The organism is Ornithinimicrobium sp. F0845, assembly GCF_023015765.1.
GTDB lineage: Bacteria > Actinomycetota > Actinomycetes > Actinomycetales > Dermatophilaceae > Ornithinicoccus.
In genome coordinates this window covers 150,691-167,382 of record NZ_JALKAL010000005.1, presented here as the reverse complement: position 1 = coordinate 167,382, position 16,692 = coordinate 150,691, and the positions used below count along the sequence as shown (strand labels likewise).

Annotated in this window: 16 protein-coding genes; 5 read left to right on the top strand and 11 right to left on the bottom strand. The window is 71.6% G+C overall.

Going from position 1 to position 16,692, the window contains the following annotated elements; genetic code table 11:
- Positions 1-25 precede the first annotated feature (25 nt).
- Both MWU75_RS09620 and MWU75_RS09615 read right to left on the bottom strand, forming a co-directional pair.
- Entirely contained in the window at positions 26-373 is a 348-nt protein-coding gene (locus MWU75_RS09620; protein ID WP_247089992.1) for a DUF488 family protein, read from the bottom strand.
- Positions 370-624: a glutaredoxin domain-containing protein gene (locus tag MWU75_RS09615; RefSeq protein WP_247090169.1), complete on the bottom strand. Its 255-nt coding sequence runs from the start codon at positions 622-624 to the stop codon at positions 370-372. The genes MWU75_RS09620 and MWU75_RS09615 overlap by 4 nt, the downstream gene beginning before the upstream one ends.
- A gap of 397 nt (positions 625-1,021) precedes the next feature.
- Here MWU75_RS09615 and MWU75_RS09610 point away from each other — a divergent pair, with 397 nt between their 5' ends.
- Positions 1,022-1,576, top strand: coding sequence for a DUF488 domain-containing protein (locus MWU75_RS09610; protein WP_247089991.1), 555 nt, complete (start codon positions 1,022-1,024; stop codon positions 1,574-1,576).
- A gap of 196 nt (positions 1,577-1,772) precedes the next feature.
- Here the strand turns inward: MWU75_RS09610 and ligA are convergent, their stop codons facing one another.
- Complete coding sequence (gene ligA / locus MWU75_RS09605) at positions 1,773-3,974, bottom strand: NAD-dependent DNA ligase LigA (RefSeq protein ID WP_247089990.1); 2,202 nt, start codon at positions 3,972-3,974, stop codon at positions 1,773-1,775.
- An 11-nt stretch (positions 3,975-3,985) separates the two neighbouring features.
- On the opposite strand from ligA, the gene MWU75_RS09600 reads away from it, so the two are divergent.
- Both MWU75_RS09600 and MWU75_RS09595 read left to right on the top strand, forming a co-directional pair.
- A complete protein-coding gene (locus MWU75_RS09600) occupies positions 3,986-6,346 on the top strand; it encodes a catalase (protein ID WP_247089989.1) in 2,361 nt (786 codons plus the stop codon).
- A gap of 149 nt (positions 6,347-6,495) precedes the next feature.
- Positions 6,496-7,455 carry a hypothetical protein gene (locus MWU75_RS09595; protein ID WP_247089987.1) on the top strand — a complete coding sequence of 320 codons (960 nt, stop codon included), beginning with the start codon at positions 6,496-6,498 and terminating at the stop codon, positions 7,453-7,455.
- 26 nt (positions 7,456-7,481) lie between these two features.
- Here MWU75_RS09595 and MWU75_RS09590 read toward each other — a convergent pair whose 3' ends face one another.
- The 6 genes from MWU75_RS09590 to MWU75_RS09565 all read right to left on the bottom strand — a co-directional run bounded on the left by MWU75_RS09590 (position 7,482) and on the right by MWU75_RS09565 (position 12,654).
- Entirely contained in the window at positions 7,482-7,874 is a 393-nt protein-coding gene (locus MWU75_RS09590; RefSeq protein WP_247089985.1) for a PIN domain-containing protein, read from the bottom strand.
- Positions 7,871-8,140: a hypothetical protein gene (locus tag MWU75_RS09585; protein ID WP_247089983.1), complete on the bottom strand. Its 270-nt coding sequence runs from the start codon at positions 8,138-8,140 to the stop codon at positions 7,871-7,873. Before MWU75_RS09585 ends, MWU75_RS09590 begins: the two co-directional genes overlap by 4 nt.
- A 23-nt stretch (positions 8,141-8,163) precedes the next feature.
- A complete protein-coding gene (locus MWU75_RS09580) occupies positions 8,164-9,114 on the bottom strand; it encodes a DMT family transporter (RefSeq protein WP_247089981.1) in 951 nt (316 codons plus the stop codon).
- Complete coding sequence (locus MWU75_RS09575; protein WP_247089980.1) at positions 9,111-10,115, bottom strand: methionine synthase; 1,005 nt, start codon at positions 10,113-10,115, stop codon at positions 9,111-9,113. Before MWU75_RS09575 ends, MWU75_RS09580 begins: the two co-directional genes overlap by 4 nt.
- A 141-nt stretch (positions 10,116-10,256) precedes the next feature.
- A complete protein-coding gene (locus MWU75_RS09570; RefSeq protein WP_247089978.1) occupies positions 10,257-10,907 on the bottom strand; it encodes a hypothetical protein in 651 nt (216 codons plus the stop codon).
- Positions 10,908-11,139: 232 nt separating this feature from the next.
- Positions 11,140-12,654, bottom strand: coding sequence for a multicopper oxidase domain-containing protein (locus tag MWU75_RS09565; protein ID WP_247089976.1), 1,515 nt, complete (start codon positions 12,652-12,654; stop codon positions 11,140-11,142).
- Between the two features lie 251 nt (positions 12,655-12,905).
- On the opposite strand from MWU75_RS09565, the gene MWU75_RS09560 reads away from it, so the two are divergent.
- Both MWU75_RS09560 and MWU75_RS09555 read left to right on the top strand, forming a co-directional pair.
- Positions 12,906-13,142 carry a hypothetical protein gene (locus MWU75_RS09560; protein ID WP_247089974.1) on the top strand — a complete coding sequence of 79 codons (237 nt, stop codon included), beginning with the start codon at positions 12,906-12,908 and terminating at the stop codon, positions 13,140-13,142.
- Positions 13,143-13,461: 319 nt separating this feature from the next.
- Complete coding sequence (locus MWU75_RS09555; RefSeq protein WP_247089972.1) at positions 13,462-14,082, top strand: DUF5701 family protein; 621 nt, start codon at positions 13,462-13,464, stop codon at positions 14,080-14,082.
- Between the two features lie 269 nt (positions 14,083-14,351).
- On the opposite strand, the gene mnmA is transcribed toward MWU75_RS09555, so the two are convergent.
- Together mnmA and MWU75_RS09545 are read right to left on the bottom strand one after the other, a co-directional pair.
- Positions 14,352-15,449 (bottom strand): tRNA 2-thiouridine(34) synthase MnmA, encoded by a 1,098-nt coding sequence (gene mnmA / locus MWU75_RS09550; RefSeq protein WP_247090167.1) that lies wholly within the window; start codon positions 15,447-15,449, stop codon positions 14,352-14,354.
- The gene (locus MWU75_RS09545) at positions 15,449-16,651 is read right to left on the bottom strand and encodes a cysteine desulfurase family protein (RefSeq protein WP_247089971.1); all 1,203 of its coding nucleotides are present in this window, start codon (positions 16,649-16,651) and stop codon (positions 15,449-15,451) included. The genes mnmA and MWU75_RS09545 overlap by 1 nt, the downstream gene beginning before the upstream one ends.
- Positions 16,652-16,692 lie beyond the last annotated feature (41 nt).

The window sequence follows — 16,692 nt, the reverse complement described above, 5'->3', positions numbered from 1 at the left end:
TGGCGGCTTGCCGACCCGCGATGGGCTACTGCCGCTGGCGCAGCAGGTCAGCGAGCACGACCGCCTGGTTGTGCTCCTCGTCCTTGGCGCTGTAGAGCAGGACAACCCGCTGGTGGCCACGTGCCTCCTCGAGCAGCTCGTCGAACGCGTCGGAGCCCTCCAGCTCAGCCCGGTAGCGCTCGGCGAACTCCTCGAACTTCGCCGGGTCGTGGCCAAACCACTTCCTCAGCTCCGTGGACGGCCCGACCTCCTGGAGCCAGCTCACCCGCAGGTCGTCCTTGGCGATCCCGCGCGGCCAGAGGCGGTCGACCAGGATCGGGTGCCACCCGGGAGGTGCACCGTCATAGACGCGCCGGATGGAGATCTCGGTCATGCCGGTGCCTCCAGCCGCTCGCGGACCATACCGGGGTCGGGGTTGGTGTGCGCCTCGCCGTCGATGACCACGGTCGGCACGGTCTCGTTGCCGTCGTTGACGCTGCGCACGAAGGCGGCGGCGTCGTCGTCCTGCCAGATGTTGACCCAGAGCGCCTTGTCGCGCAGGTCCCCGAGGGAGGACTTCAGGCGCATGCAGTACTGACAGCCGGGCCGCCAGTAGATGACGACCTGCCGCTCCGACTCCGGCATCGCCAGGACCTCCTCGTGTCGCCGACTCCTCCCACCCTGCCACGGGCTGAGCCAGTAGGAGAGTCCGATACCCACCACCGCGTAGACCGCCGCGAGCGCCCACCGCTGCTCCCAGGCCGCCTCACCGGTCAGGTAGGCGAAGAAGGCCAGCATCGGCAGCCACAACCAGCGCATGCCTCCATGCTGCCGCCGCGCAGGGTGATGGCGCATCCCCCGCGCGCCGGAGCCGTGTCTCGGTCGCATCGGGGAGTATGCCGTGGGGCCGGCCGCGGAGTATGCCGTGGGGCCGGCCGCGGAGTATGTCGTGCGTGCGCAGGTGGCATGTCGTGGCGCCGGTCGCGGGCGCGCCGTGCGTCCGCGGGTGGCAGCTCGGTGCGGCGGTGGCAGCATGGGTCCGATGGGCCGGTCGACACTGCTGACGGTCGGGCACAGCACGCTCGACCGGGACGACCTCGGTGATCTGCTGACCGGTGCCGGCATCGAGCAACTGGTGGACATCCGACGCTTCCCGGGCAGTCGGCACAACCCCGATGCCCGGCGGGAGGCGCTCGAGCAGTGGCTGCCCGCGCGCGGTGTCGCCTACCGCTGGGAGGAGCGGCTCGGCGGACGGCGGCGGCTGACCGCTGAGCAGGATGCGGCCAGCCCGGACCGCTGGTGGCGCGTCGCGCAGTTCCGTGCCTATGCCGCCGGGACACGCACCGAGGACTTCGCGGCTGCAATGCGCGAGCTGCTCGCAGGCGCCGCGGAGCGACGCACCGCGGTGATGTGCAGCGAGGCCGTCTGGTGGCGCTGCCACCGGCGGATCGTCGCCGACGTCGCGGTCCTGCAGCACGAGGTGGCTGTGCGGCACCTGATGCACACCGGACGTCTCACCGAGCACCCGGTGAGCGAGGGAGCGCGGCTGACGGGCTCGGACGAGGTGGTCTGGGACGGGGAGGTCGCGGGGACGTGACATCGGTGCACGTGACGCACCGAGCCTAGGCCGGTGCAGGACACACACCGGGCCCGGGACTGGTGCAGGACACGCACCACCGTGGGGGCCGGTGCAGGACACGCACCCGGGCCTGGGGCTGGTGCAGGACACGCACCAGCCTGGGCCGGTGCAGGACATGCACCAGTGTCACGTCCCCTGGACAGGTGCACCCTGATCAGTCCGGCGCGCCCGTCTCCAGGAGTCTGCGGAAGCCGGCCTCGTCCAGGATCGGCACGCCGAGCTGCTCGGCCTTGTCGGCCTTGGAGCCGGCGTTGTCGCCCACGACGACATAGTCGGTCTTCTTGGACACCGACCCGGCCGCCTTGCCGCCGCGGGAGACGATGGCCTCCTTGGACTCGTCGCGGCTGAAGCCTTCCAGCGACCCGGTCACCACGACCGTCAGACCTTCGAGGGTCCGCTCGACCGAGTCGTCACGTTCGTCGGCCATCCGGACCCCGTCGGCGGCCCAGTCCTCGACGATCTGCCGGTGCCAGTCCACCTCGAACCAGTCGGTGACCGACTGCGCGATCGTCGGGCCCACGCCCTCGGTCGCGGCGAGCTGCTCCTGGGAGGCCTCGCGGATGGCGTCCATCGAGCCGAACTCCGTGGCGAGCGCCCGCGCCGCGGTCGGACCGACGTGCCGGATGGAGAGAGCGACGATCACCCGCCACAACGGCTGGGACTTCACCTGCTCCAGGTTGGCCACGAGCTTGGTGCCGTTGGCCGAGAGGACCCGGCCGTCGACGACCGTCTCCTGAGGGTCGGTCTTCTTCGCCGCGCGGGTGTAGAGCGGGACGCGTGCGATGTCCTCGGCGGTCAGCCGGAAGAGCGTTGACTCGTCGGTGATGACCCCGGCGTCGAGCAGGGCGTTGACCCCCTCCCCGCCCAGCGCCTCGATGTCGAAGGCCCCCCGGGACGCGAGGGAGAACAGCCGCTCGCGTAGCTGGGCCGGGCAGGTCTGGGCGTTGGGGCAGCGGATGTCCTTGTCGCCCTCCTTCTGCTCGGCCAGCGTGGTGCCGCACGACGGGCACTCGGTCGGCATGACGAACGCGACCTCGCTGCCGTCCCGCAGGTCGGCCACCGGACCGACGACCTCCGGGATCACGTCGCCAGCCTTGCGCAGCACCACGGTGTCGCCGATCAGCACCCCCTTGCGCTCCACCTCGTAAGCGTTGTGCAGCGTCGCCTGCTCGACGGTCGACCCGGCCACCTTCACCGGCTCCATCACGGCATACGGCGTGACCCGCCCCGTGCGGCCCACGTTCACCCTGATGTCGAGCAGCTTGGTGGTGACCTCCTCGGGCGGGTACTTGTAGGCGATCGCCCAGCGCGGGGCCCGGGACGTCGACCCGAGCCGACGCTGCACGCTCACCTCGTCGACCTTGACGACGACCCCGTCCAGCTCGTGCTCGGCCGCGTCGTGGCGGTGCTCGCCGAAGTAGGTGATGAACTCCTCCACCGCCGCGAGGTCGTCGAGCACCTTGGCCTGCTCCGACACCGGCAGCCCCCAGGCGGACAACAGGTCGTAGGCCTGGGACTGGCGGGTCATCTCAAAGCCGGTGCGGGCGCCGATGCCGTGCACCAGCATCTTCAGCCCGCGCGAGGCGGTGACCCGCGGGTCCTTCTGCCGCAGGGAGCCCGCCGCGGTGTTGCGCGGGTTGGCGAACGGCGTCTTGCCCGCCTCGACCAGGGAGGCGTTGAGCGCCTCGAACGCCTCCACCGGGAAGTAGACCTCGCCCCGGACCTCGAGCACGTCCGGGATCGGCACCAACTCCCCCTCCTGGTGCTCCGGCGGGGTGAGGGTGTGCGGGATACCCCGGATGGTGCGGACGTTGAGGGTGACGTCCTCACCCGTGCGCCCGTCGCCGCGGGTCGCGGCCCGCACCAGGCGACCCTTCTCGTAGAGCAGGTTGACCGCCAGTCCGTCGATCTTGAGCTCGCACAGGTAGTGCACGTCCGCACCGCCGGCCTCGTTCTCCACCCGCGTGGCCCACGCCTGCACCTCCTCGATGGAGAAGGCGTTGTCCAGGCTCAGCATCCGCTCGACGTGGTCGACGGCGGCGAACTCGGTGGAGAACGTGCCGCCCACCAGCTGGGTCGGCGACTCGGGCACCCGCAGCTCGGGCCACTCCTCCTCGATCGCCTCCAGCGACTTGAGCAGCGCGTCGAACTCCCCGTCGCTGATCGTCGGCGCGTCCCTGACGTAGTAGGCGAACTGATGCTCCCTGATCTGCTCGGCCAGCTCGGTCCACTCGTGCCGCACGTCCTCCGGTGCCGTCTCACTCACCCGCCTATCTTGACGCACACCCCCGACAGCACGGTCCACCCGGGCGGGACGACCTCGCCTCCGGGCGCGACGACCGGCCAGGGCCGACATAGCGTCCGAGGATGGGTGCCAACGACGAGTCCGAGCGCAGCTCCACCGAGCAGCTCGCGGAGGCCGCCTCGTCGGCGGTCCGCGGCGCAGCGGAGACCGCGAAGGAGGTGGTGAACAAGGTGAAGGACGCGGTCGGAGGGGTCACGATCCCTGGTGCCCCCGGCAGCGAGCCGCCGACCGTGGAGGAGCCGACGGAGCCACGCGAGCCCCTGCCGCCCAAGCCCGAACAGCGGGCACCCGTGCCCAGCTCCGCCACCGGCAAGCCCCTCCCGTCGGCGCCGGACGACGTGCGCTCCCAGGCCGGTGCCTACCTCACGACCGCGCAGGGACTGCGACTGGCCGACACAGACCACTCGCTGACGGCGGGTCCGCGAGGACCGGTCCTGCTGCAGGACCACCACCTGCGCGAGAAGATCATGCACTTCGACCACGAGCGCATCCCCGAGCGCGTGGTCCACGCCCGCGGCACCGGCGCGCACGGGACGTTCCGTTCCTACGGCACCGCCGGCAACATCACCCGTGCGGCCTTCCTGGGGCAGGACGCGGAGACCCCGGTCTTCGTGAGGTTCTCGACCGTGGTGGGGTTCCGCGGTTCTGCCGACACGGTGCGGGACACTCGCGGCTTCGCGGTGAAGTTCTACACCCCCGAGGGCAACTTCGACCTGGTCGGCAACAACATCCCGGTGTTCTTCATCCAGGACGCGATCAAGTTCCCGGACGTCGTGCACTCGGTCAAGCCCGAGCCGGCCCGGGAGATCCCGCAGGCGCAGAGTGCCCACGACACCTTCTGGGACTTCGTGTCGCTGCACACCGAGGCCCAGCACCATGTCATGTGGCAGATGTCGGGCCGCGGCATCCCCTACTCCTTCCGCACGCTTGAGGGCTTCGGGGTGCACACCTTCCGGATGGTGGCCGCCGACGGAGGCACCACGCTCGTGAAGTTCTTCTGGAAGCCGGTGCTCGGTGCCCACTCCCTGGTCTGGGAGGAGGCGCAGCTCATCAACGGCGCCGACCCGGACTTCCACCGACGGGACCTGTACGACGCGATCGAGGCGGGCGTCTTCCCGGAGTGGGAGCTGGGCATCCAGACCTTCCCCGACACCCCGGATCAGACCTTCGCGGGGATCGATCTGCTCGACCCGACGAAGATCGTCCCGGAGGAGCTCGCCCCGGTCCAGCCGATCGGGAGGCTGACGCTCGACGGGGCCCCGACGAACTTCTTCAGCGAGGTGGAGCAGGTCGCCTTCCACCCCGGCCACCTGGTGCCGGGGATCGACGTCACCAACGACCCGCTGCTGCAGGGTCGGCTGTTCTCCTACCTGGACACGCAGCTGACCCGCCTGGGCGGCCCGAACTTCTCCCAGATCCCGGTCAACCGCCCGCACGCCCCGGTCAACGACATGTTCCGCGACGGCTTCCACCAGCACGCCGTGCACGCCGGCAACGCCCCGTACCAGCCCAACAGCATCGACGGTGGCTGCCCCTTCGCGGTCGGGGCCGAGGGCGGTGGGTACGTGGAGGTGCCCGAGCCGGTGGAGGGGGCCAAGGAGCGCCGCGCCCCCGAGTCCTTCGCCGACCACTTCACCCAGCCGCGCCTGTTCTGGGTCAGTATGACGCCGGTCGAGCAGCAACAGATCGCCGACGCCTACACCTTCGAGCTGGGCAAGTGTTACGAGCAGGCGATCAAGGAGCGCCAGCTGATGTGCCTGGCCAACATCGACCCCGTGCTGTGCCGGCAGGTGGCCCAGGGCCTCGGCCTGCCCGGCCCCGAGCCGAGCCTGCCCCTGGCCGAGGTGGCGCCCAGCCCCGCCCTGTCCCAGATCGGGAGGACCTGGCCGACCGACGGCCGCAGGATCGGGATCGTCGCGGACGAGTCCTCGGACCTCGACAGGGTCCGGGAGCTGCGCTCGGCGATCCACGCGGCGGGCATGACGCCCCTGGTCATCGCCCCCCACGGCGGCATGCTCGGGCAGACCTCCGACTCACCGTTCCCGGTGCAGCGGTCCTTCCTCACCGGACGGTCGGTCGAGGTCGACGCCGTGCTGCTCGCCGGCGCCCCGGCGCCGGCCCCGCCCACGACCCCTGCGGCGGACGCCCGAGCCGCCGGGTCCGACGCGCTGACCGAGGCGACCGAGGCGACCGTCGACCCCAGGGTCACCATGCTGGTGGCCGAGGCGTTCCGGCACGCCAAGCCGATCGGCGCCTGGGGCGCGGGTGCCACCGTCCTGGACCAGGCCGGGGTGTCCGGGCCGGGCGTGGTGATCGCCGACTCGGCGACCGAGGCACTGACCCGCGTCCAGGAGCTGCTGGGCGGCCACCGCGTGTGGGACCGGTTCCCGGCGGCCCACGCGGTCCCGGAGGGTCGCGCCTGAGCCGGCCCCACGCCATACTCCCGGATGCGTGATCGGCGGCTGCGTGCAACCGTGGGGAGGGGCTGGGGCGTTGGAGGACCTGAGGCACCCCCGCCACCGGGGATGCCGAACAGCGCGGGCCAGGAGCCCCGCACGGAGGAGGACTGAGGATGCACACGACGCAGCACACGGGGGCAGCACACCGACGCAGCCGGTCACGGCGCACCGCAGTGGCGACCCTGCCGATCGCGGCACTGGTCCTGATGACCGCGTGCGGCACAGAGGAGGAGCCGGAGGTCGAAGCGCCCACCACGTCCGCCGAGACCCCGACGGAGGCCGCACCGACGACGGCCGAGCCGGAGCCCACCACCGAGGCACCCACCACCGAGGAGCCCACCACGGAGCCGACCGCGGAGGCCACCGAGGAGCCGACCACCGAGCCCGCCGAGCCGACCAGCGAGGAGCCGCCCGCGGAGGGGGCCGGGGACGCGATGACCACCGCCGAGCAGTATGTCGAGCTGGTCACCTCCGGGGACATGGACGCCGCCTACGGGATGCTCAGCCCGGAGGCGATCGCCTACTTCCCGGACGTGGAGACCTTCGAGGAGAACGGTGTCGCGGAGCTCGCCGCTGACCTGGCCGACGCCTCGGGTGAGCCGCAGTGGGCGGTCCGTTCGGCCTACGAGGAGACTCACGACGGCGCCCGGGTGGTCAGTATCTGGGGCGAGGGCGGCGACGGTGACCCGTTCGCGCACGCCTTCGCCGTCCGTCAGCTGGACGGCCTGAGCTGGGTCGTCGACCAGGGCATCACCCCCGCGACCGGCGAGACCCGCCTGAACTGGCTCAACCCCGGGATCCAGGAGGGGGTCGACCCGTGGGTCGTGAACCCCGACGCCCCGATCACGTTCGCGCTGCTCAAGGACTCCGGACCGAACGTCGCCGTCACCGCCAGCATCGACGACGGCGACGAGGTGTCGCAGCAGCTGACCGAGCGGCCCACCGGCGGCGCCGTGATGTATGACCTGTCCGACAGCGAGCTCGGCGACGGGCTGCACGTGGTCACCGCGAGCTGGGTGGCCGAGGACGAGCCATTCGTGCACACCAGCGCCACGCCGGCCATGAACCCCTGATCTCTGGGGGCCTTCCCCCGATGGGGTCAGAGGAGCCGGGCGTCCAGCCCGAGCTCCCCCGCCCTGCGCACGAGCTGCGTGTCGGTCGAGAGCACCCGGCCCCCGAGCGTGGACGCCACCAGGAGCACGCAGCAGTCGGGCATCCGCAGCCCCGATGCCGCGCGCAACCGGGCGAGGGCCTCGGCGTCCTCGTCTCCCAGCGGAACGACCACGAGCTCAAGGTCGGCGACGGCCTCCCCGACCGCTGCGAGCAGCTCCTCGTCAGCGGCTGCCCTGGTCATCACCTCGGCCAGCGTCAGGGCGCTGATGGCCCACTGCTCGCGCGCAGCCTCATGCAGGTCGGAGAGCACGCTGTGGTGGTGCCCGTCCTGCGGGTCCAACCAGGCGATCAGGACGCTCGCGTCCAGGACGACACTCACTCCGGCCACTCGTCGCGCAGCGCCTCCCGATAGCCGGGCGGGAACACGCCGGCGAACCGCCCGGCGTGCTGCTCGAGCGCCGCGGTGCGGCGGCTCAGTCGTGACTCGTGACTGGGCTCGGCCAGGCGCTGGCCACCCAGCAGCGCCAGTCGCGTCAGCAGCCGCGCCCGGGAACGCTCCTGCGGCCAGGCCCGGGCGGCGAGCTGCAGCGCGGCGGCGAGGTCGTCGGTCTCCGTGACGAGCACGCGGGGGCGAGCGGTCGGCATACTGGAGTGTAACACCGGGTGTCTCACCTCGGCCCGCGCGCACCCCGCCCGATGAGGAGGGAGGCCACCAGCACCACCGCACCGCCGAGCAGCACGACCGGGCCGAGCTCCTCGCCGAGGATCAGGACGCCGAGCAGCACCGACACCACCGTGATCGGGTAGGTCACGCTGGTCGCCACCGTCGGGCCCGCGGCGCGCACCACGTCGAACTGCAGCCACTGCGCCAGCCCGGTCCCGATGACGCCCAGGGCCAGCACGGCCAGGAGCGGCACGAGAGGGTCGGGGCTGTGGAGCGTCCACGGCATACTGATCGACTCCCCGGCCCCGAGCCACCACCAGAGCACGAGGACCACGGGCATCTGCACCATGGCCACCACGATCTGGGCGGTCGGCAACGACAACCCGCCGCGGTCGGCCCGGGTCAGGAACCGGCGGACGTAGATCCAGCCCACGCCGTAGCTCGCCGAGGCCGCCAGCACCATCGCGAAGCCGATCGGGTCCGGGCCGCGGTCGGCCGCCCACGGCTGTGAGATGAGGAGCACCCCGAGGAACCCGACGGCCACCCCCACCACGCGGGTCCGGCCGACCTTCTCCCCGCGCAGCAGCAGCCACGAGCAGACGACCGTCGCCACCGGCGTGACGGCGTTGGCGAGTCCGGCGATCGAGGAGTCGACGCGCTCCTCGCCGACCGCGAACAGGGTCCACGGCAGGGAGCACAACAACGTCCCGCTCACGCACAGGTGTCCCCAGGTGCGCAGTCCCCGCGGGAGCTGGCCGCCGCTGAGACCGAGCAGCAGGAGCAGCACCGCACCGCCGCACATGACGCGGAGGGTCGCCACCTGCACGCCGGACATCGCCTCGAGGCCGACCTTCATCAGCAGATAGCTGGAGCCCCAGATCAGGGCGATCGCGGCGTACTTCGCCGGCCACGGCACCCGGCCGACGGCGGGCGCCGGAAGGACGGTGGCCGTCACCGCACCGCCACCTCGGCCAGTGCCCGGGCGGACTCCACCGTGGCCCGGGTGATCGCGCGGGCCGCGTCCGGGGTGGTGCCGGCGAGTCCGCAGGCGGGGGTCACCCCGAGGTCCGCCAGGCTGGCGGGCGACAGGCCGAGCTCGTGCCATCGGGTGCTGATGGTCTCCACGACCTGGCCGTATGCCGTGGGGCGGCTGGTCGACAGCGCGCCCGCCCAGAGGGTGGTCCCGGCCTCGACCGCCTCGGCCACGGCGTCCCAGTCACGGGTGCTCAGGGTGGCGACGTCGAGGGCGAGCGCCTCGGCCCCCGCCCCGCGCAGCAGCGCGACGGGTGGGTCGCCGGCGCAGCAGTGGACGGCGGTGGCGGCGCCGGCGTCCCGGGCGGCCGTCAGCACGGTGCCGAGGACGTGCTCGGCCTGGCTGGCGTCGGGCGCGGGGAGCACGCGATAGCCGGAGTCGGACCTGACGTGCCCGGCGAGGACGGCGGGCAGCGATGGCTCGTCGACCTGCAGGGTCAGGCTGGTGCCGGGCAGGAGCCGCGCCACCTCGGTGACGTGAGCGCGGACTCCCTCGGCGAGGGACTCGGCCAGGTCGCGGGTGGCCCCCGCGTCGGAGAGCACGCGGTCCCCCAGCGGCAGCCAGAGCGCCGCCGCCAGCGTCCACGGGCCGGTGACCTGCAGCTTCAGCGGGCCGGACCAACCGTCGAAGGCCTCGGCCAGCTCGTCCAGGTCCTGGCGCCACAGTGAGGTGGTGCGCTCGGCGTCCCGCCCGGGCCGGTCGACCAGGCGCCAGCCCTGCGGCGGCATGTCGACGGGCAGGTCCACCAGCAGCCCGGCGGAGCGGCCCACCATGTCGGCGCCCGGGCCCCGGGCCGGCAGCTCGGGCAGGTAGGGCAGCGTCGTCACGCCGTCGGGTGCCTCGGTCAGCGCGTCGCGCACGACGCGAAGAGCATCCCGGATGTCGGTCCCGGGCCACGATCCGATCCCAGAAGCGAGCACCATGGGTCAAGTGTGCGGCATAGCCCCGACGCTGGCCGACCAGGTCCAGATACCAGACCCTCGCTGGGTCACGGACTCACCCGGCCCCAGGCCAGGTGATGGTCGCTGCGCAACCCGGGTTCATGCCGCTCAGTCAGGTCCGTATCAGCGCTGACTCCGGCCAGTCTGATCTTCCACGACCTCGGCGACGATCTCCGGGGTTGACCGTGTGGACAGATCGTCGAGCTCGCCGATGCTCACTGACTCGGGCAGTTCAGTGGCCTCGCTGTCGTAACGCACCCAGCTGCCACCGGAGTTGCCCGAGGTGTAGATGCCCGACCAATCGTCGGTGGCGAGCCACCGCTCGCTCACCTGCTCCCCCCGGATTACCCAGGGTTTGAGGAAGAGCAGGTACTCCCCGGGCTCACCCAGAAGGAGACTCCCCGACTCATCGTGGGCAAACGTCGCCACCCGTACTTGCTCGGGCCGCTCACCGGCGATCGGCTCCGCAAGTTCGAGCGTCACGACTGCGATGGCCGAGCCTGCAATGGTGTCATAATTGATCTCACCGGTAGACTGGAAAATCCCGATGGTACTACTGTCATGAGCCATCTCCTTGAGGCTCGTGTACATCTTTACCCGCGAGAACTCAGCCGACCCATCATCACCTGTTTCTTCACTCTGCGGGGTCTGGATGCTGCCCTCCGTAGCCCTCGGCGTCGGGACTCGATCGTGCTCCCCTGCAACGACATCGACATCACCCGGCGCGCCAGAACATGCTGACAAAGCCAAACACAGGATGCCTGCACTTGCCACCCATCGGTATCGTGGAGAACGAGACACCTGGGCTCCGATCATCCGTAAATATTCACGACCCCAGCCCGGTTGTGCGCGCCATAGGCGGACAGTAGAACTGGTCGAACGGAGTGTCAAGTCAAACTGTCGGCGTACCTCGCTTAGTTTGAGCGCGTGGTCGTTGGTCGTAACTGGGGTGGTCACGCACCGCCGCGGCGCGCTGCGCAACGCTGACGGAGTGCATCCGCTGCCGTCAGTGGTGGCCGTTCCCCTGGCGGGCAGCGATAGCCGGCTCCTGTCCCTCCTCGACCACGACAAACTGGCCCATCATCCCCTGGTCCTCGTGGCGCAACAAGTGGCAGTGGTACATGTACGGCATCGTCGGGTCGGCGTAGTCGGTGAAGGTCATCAGCAGGCGATAGTCCACACCGTCCTCGACCAGGATCGTGTCCTTGAGCCCGGACAGCTCCGGCGGCGGCTCCCGGCCGTCGACCGACAGCACCCGGAACTGCACGTCGTGGACGTGGAAGGTGTGCACCTCGCCGCCGGTGTTGGTGACCTCCCAGACCTCGGTGTCGCCGAGCGTCACGACCTCGTCGGCGTGGTCCATCCGCATCTGAGCACCGTTGATCTGGCGGCCGCTCATCCGGAACTCCCGGGTGCGGTCGACCGCGTCGGGGTCCCCGGCGTGCTCCACGATGTCCGGCGCCAGCTCCTCGGGGACGTCCGGGGAGTCCGCCAGCTGGTCGGCGGCCCGCAGCTGCAGGACGTCGAACCGGTCCTCACCACCGCCGAACCGCTCGCTGAGGAAGTTCTGCCCCAGGTCCGGCGCGATGCTGCGCAGCGTCCGGGTCTCCCCCGGCTCCATCCGCACCAGCACCTCGGCGCGCTCGCCCGGTGAGAGACGGACCGAGGTCGTCTCGTGCGGGGCCGGCAGCAGACCACCGTCGCTGGCCACCTGCACGAGCGGCGACCCGTCGTCGAGCTGGAAGCTGTACACCCGCATCGGTGACCCGTTGAGCAACCGGAGCCGGACCAGCTCGGTGGACACCTCGGCATACGGCCCCTCGGTGCCGTTGACCAGCAGCCGGTCCCCGAACTCGCTGTTCGTCTGAACCTCGCCCCGGCTGCTCGAGGGATCGGTGACGATGATCGGCAGGTCGTCCACGCCATACTCCGAGGGCAGGTCCACGGTCTGTGCGGGGTCGGCCAGGATGAACATCCCGGCCAGCCCGCGACTCACGTGGTCCATGGTCTCGCCGTGCGGGTGGGGGTGATACCAGAGCGTCGCGGCCGGCTGGTCGATCGTCCACGTCGGCTCCCAGGTGCCGCCCGACTCGACGAGCTGGTGCGGCCCGCCGTCCATCGCGGCCGGCAGGTGCATGCCGTGCCAGTGGACGGTCGAGGCGTCGGGCAGCTCGTTGCGGTAGCGGACGAGGACCTCCTCGCCCCGCTCGGCCCGCAGCGTCGGCCCCAGGTAGTCCCCGTTGAAACCCCACGTCTGCACCTCGCCCTCACTCAGGTCGAGGCTGCCCTCCTGCGCGGTCAGGTCGAACACGCGCCGGCCCTGGTCGTCGATCGTCGACTCGGCCAGCGGCGGGATCGCCAGCTCGGTGTCGAAGTCCACCTCGCCCACCGTGTCGGTCGGCGCGAGGAGCATCCAGGCGCCCACCACGAGGCCGGCGACCAGCAGGATGACGCCCCCGACGCCGACGGCGACGACACGGGCGAAGACGGACAGGACGCTGCGGTTGCGTCGGCGGGACATGGTGGCTCCAAGGTCGGTGCGGGATCTCTGTCCCCCACCATGCGGCCGGCAGTAAGCCGATCGGCCAGCTCTGCGGGACCGCTCAGGGTCGCCCTCAGGGACGGCTCAGGGCACTCACCCACCGGCACCCGATCTGGGCACGGTCATTGCCTCGGGCACCAGACACCCCGCCTACTGGCCCACTCACCGGGCAGAGCTTCGCGACGGCCGGCTGAGCAGCAAGTTGCCTGCGATGCAGCTATTTTGCAGGCATGAGCAAGTCCGTCACCGTGCGCGATGTCCCCGACGAGGTGGTCTCCACCCTCACGGCTCGTGCGGCCGACCAGGGCCGGTCCTTGCAGGAGTTCCTCAGGGACGAGCTGACCAGGATCGCGAGTCGGCCCTCGCCCGACCAGTGGGCCGCGAACGTCCAGCGGGCCAAGGCGGCGACGACCGTGCGACTGTCCGCCGCGGAGATCCTGGCCGCTCGCGACGCCGACCGCCCGTGATCGTCTCGACGCATCCGTCCTGGTCAGCGCTGTCCTGGACTCCGGCACCGAGGGCCCCTGGGCGCTGTCCGTGGCCTCGCAGGACGACCTCATCGCCCCGACCACATCCTCGTCGAGACGCACAACGTGTTGCGTCGGCTCGAGCTGGCCGGGACCGAGTCCGCCGCATGGCTCGCGCCCACGTGATGCGCCTGCCGATCGAGTTCGCGCCTTTCGAGGCGGTGCTGGCCCCAGGCTGCGGCAGCTGGCCCCAGGCTCTCGTGCGGGAATGGATCCGTCGGTCGGCACGTTGCACGGCCTCAACGCTGAAGGAGCGCACATGACCGCACTGTCCTCCCTGGCCACCCTCCCCGAGCTGGCGACCCAGCACCAACGGCTCCTCGACCTGGGGTTGGCCGTCCCGCCCCTGCCCCCGGACCTGCGGGGCGACCTGCTCGTGCTGCACCCCCGGCATACTGCAGCGGCGCAACTCGCCCCGCTGCTGCGGCTCGGCGGCCGCCAAGGGTTTGTCGTCGAGGACCTCACCGACCTGGCGGACTTCGGCCCAGCCCCCGGGGTCGAGGTGCCCGACGCCGATCTCTATGCGGTGCACGCCCCGCAGCGGGGCGATGAGTTCGCCAACCAGAGCCCGGACGAGGTCGACCCGCAGCTGCGTGCCCGTGGGCGGGACCCGATGACCGCCAGCGAGGGACTGGCCTGGGCGTTGCAGGTGCCCGAGGTGCTCGAGCGCAACCACTGCTTCATGACCACCGGCTCCCGCAAGCCGGGCACGCGAGCCGGCAGACTCGATGCGCGAGTGCCGGCGCTGTGGATCAGCAACGGCACCGGCCGCGACGGGGTGGCGCGCCGCGGCGCACCCAAGCTCGGGTGGTGCTGGGCGGGCAACCGGCACACGTGGCTGGGCATCGCCTCGGTCGGCGGGCGCAGCGCGACCACCTGACCCATCGCGTGCAGCCCACGCGTCCGCCCGCTGGCCCGACCTCCCGCGCATACCCGTCCCTGGCGCCCAGCTGTGGTGCGAGCCATCGTCTTCGAGCGCCTACCTGTTCATCGAGCCGGTTGCAGTCGGCATGAAGAACGCTTGGGCGCTCGAAGAAGAGCGGCGGGGAGCAGCAGCGCGTGGCGATCGCCCGCGACGCGGGGCCGGCTGACTCCGGAGGGTCGGCAGGCGGTGGTCGGCAGGCGTCCGGGAGCCAGCCCCCGGCATACTCAGTCCTTGCGGCTCGTGCCCGTCCCGGCGATGGTGGCCGACCCGACCACGCGGGTCCCCTCGTAGAGAACCACGGACTGGCCGGGTGCCACGCCCCGGATCCGGCGCTCCAACCTCACCTCGACGTGGTCGCCGTCGGCCCAGGCGGTCGCGGGGATCTCCTCGCCGTGCGCCCGCACCTGCGCCCCGACCGACACGATGCCCTCGGGTGCCGCCCCGCACCAGCGCGCGTGGTCGCCGGTGATCTCGTCGACACCGAGCAGCTCGGCGGTGCCGACCACGACCTGGTTGGTCTCGGGGCGGGTCTGCACCACGTAGCGCTTGGCTCCGTCGGCCGCCGGGACCTTCAGACCCAGGCCGCGACGCTGACCGACCGTGTAGCCGAAGGACCCGCCGTGCTCCCCCAGCACGGTCCCGTCGGTGTCGACGATCTCGCCGGGCTGCTCGCCGAGCCGGGCGGTCAGCCACCCGCGGGTATCGCCGTCGGCGATGAAGCAGATGTCGTGGCTGTCCGGCTTCTTGGCGATCGAGAAGCCGCGCTCGGCCGCCTCTGCCCGGATGTCCGGCTTGGTCGTGTCGCCCAGGGGGAAGAATGCCCGCGCCAGCTGCTCGGCGTCGAGCACGCCCAGCACGTAGGACTGGTCCTTGGCCATGTCGACCGCCCGGTGCAGCTCGCGCCGCACGCCGGAGCCGTCGGGCACCTCCCGGATCTGCGCGTAGTGCCCGGTCGCGACCGCGTCGAAGCCCAGCGCGAGCGCCTTGTCCAGCAGCGCGGCGAACTTGATCTTCTCGTTGCACCGCAGGCACGGGTTGGGGGTGCGGCCCGCGGCATACTCCGCGACGAAGTCCTCGACGACGTCCTCCCGGAAGCGCTCGGCCATGTCCCAGACGTAGAACGGGATGCCCAGCCGGTCGGCCACGCGTCGGGCGTCGCCGGCGTCCTCGAGGGTGCAGCAGCCGCGGGCGCTCTCGCGCAGGGTCGCGGCCGACTGGCTGAGCGCGAGGTGGACCCCGACGACCTCGTGCCCGGCGTCGAGCATCCGGGCGGCGGCCACGGCCGAGTCGACCCCGCCGCTCATCGCGGCCACGACGCGCATCATGCTCCCCGGCTGACGCCCCTGGCACGGCGCGCCCGGTCGACGGCGCCGGGCAAGGCCGCGAGGAAGGCGTCCACGTCGGCGTCGGTGGAGGTGCGGCCGAGGGTCAGGCGCAGCGAGCCACGGGCGGCGTCCTCCTCGACCCCCATCGCGAGCAGCACGTGGCTGGGCTGCGGCACCCCGGCCTGGCACGCGGACCCGGTCGAGCACTGCACGCCGGCCGCGTCGAGCAGGTAGAGCAGGGAGTCCCCGTCGCAGCCGGGCACGCGCAGGTGGGCGTTGGCCGGCAGCCGCAGTATGCCGTCACCCGGCTCCCACGGGCCGCTCACCTGGATCGTGGGGTCCAGGTCGAGAGCTCCCTGGATCAGCCGGTCACGCAGCTGGATCATCGTCTTGGCGTGCAGCTCCTGCTCGCTGACCGCGCGGCGCACGGCGACCGCGAGCCCGGCGATGGCGGGCGTGTCCAGCGTGCCGCTGCGCAGCTGGCGCTCCTGGCCCCCACCGTGCGTGAGCGGCACCGGCGTCTGGTCGCGCCCGGCGACCAGCAGACCCACCCCCATCGGGCCGCCGATCTTGTGGCCGGTCAGCGCCACGAGGTCGGCACCGACCTCCCCGAGCGGCAGCGGCACCTGCCCCAGCGCCTGCACTGCGTCGGTGTGGAAGGGCACGCCGTGCTCGCGGGCCAGGCCGGCGAGCTCCTCGACCGGCTGCACCGTGCCGACCTCGTTGTTGGCCCACATCACGCTGACCAGCGCGGCCCGGTCACCGTGCTCGTCGAGCGCCTTCTGCAGGGTCTCGGGGCGGATGCGGCCAGCGCTGTCCGGCTCCAGCCAGGCGACCTCGGCGTCGTGCTCCAGCACCAGGTGCTCGACCGCGTCGAGGACGGCGTGGTGCTCGATCGCGCTGACGACGAGGACGTTACGACCGGTCTCGTTCTCGTAGTTGTGGAACCAGGTGCCCTTGACCGCCATGTTGTCCGACTCGGTGCCCCCGGAGGTGAAGATCACCTCCGACGGCCGCACCCCCAGGTCGCTGGCGATCGACTCGCGGGACTCCTCGACGACCCGCCGTGCGTCGCGCCCGGCACCGTGCAGCGAGCTCGGGTTGCCGAGCTGGCGCATGTGCTCGGTGACGGTCTCGATGACCTCCGGCAGGACGGCCGTGGTCGCGGCGTGGTCGAGGTAGGTGGGGGCGTCGGGCACCGACCCATCATCCCACCGGGCCGGGACCCCACAAATTTTGG

Bases quoted from the DNA above. Each gene is read 5' to 3' on its own strand.
- MWU75_RS09620 (WP_247089992.1), bottom strand. From the start codon at position 373: ATGACCGAGATCTCCATCCGGCGCGTCTATGACGGTGCACCTCCCGGG.
- MWU75_RS09615 (WP_247090169.1), bottom strand. From the start codon at position 624: ATGCCGGAGTCGGAGCGGCAGGTCGTCATCTACTGGCGGCCCGGCTGT.
- MWU75_RS09610 (WP_247089991.1), top strand. From the start codon at position 1,022: ATGGGCCGGTCGACACTGCTGACGGTCGGGCACAGCACGCTCGACCGG.
- ligA (WP_247089990.1), bottom strand. From the start codon at position 3,974: ATGTCGGCCCTGGCCGGTCGTCGCGCCCGGAGGCGAGGTCGTCCCGCC.
- MWU75_RS09600 (WP_247089989.1), top strand. From the start codon at position 3,986: ATGGGTGCCAACGACGAGTCCGAGCGCAGCTCCACCGAGCAGCTCGCG.
- MWU75_RS09595 (WP_247089987.1), top strand. From the start codon at position 6,496: ATGCACACGACGCAGCACACGGGGGCAGCACACCGACGCAGCCGGTCA.
- MWU75_RS09585 (WP_247089983.1), bottom strand. From the start codon at position 8,140: ATGCCGACCGCTCGCCCCCGCGTGCTCGTCACGGAGACCGACGACCTC.
- MWU75_RS09575 (WP_247089980.1), bottom strand. From the start codon at position 10,115: ATGGTGCTCGCTTCTGGGATCGGATCGTGGCCCGGGACCGACATCCGG.
- MWU75_RS09565 (WP_247089976.1), bottom strand. From the start codon at position 12,654: ATGTCCCGCCGACGCAACCGCAGCGTCCTGTCCGTCTTCGCCCGTGTC.
- MWU75_RS09560 (WP_247089974.1), top strand. From the start codon at position 12,906: ATGAGCAAGTCCGTCACCGTGCGCGATGTCCCCGACGAGGTGGTCTCC.
- MWU75_RS09555 (WP_247089972.1), top strand. From the start codon at position 13,462: ATGACCGCACTGTCCTCCCTGGCCACCCTCCCCGAGCTGGCGACCCAG.
- mnmA (WP_247090167.1), bottom strand. From the start codon at position 15,449: ATGCGCGTCGTGGCCGCGATGAGCGGCGGGGTCGACTCGGCCGTGGCC.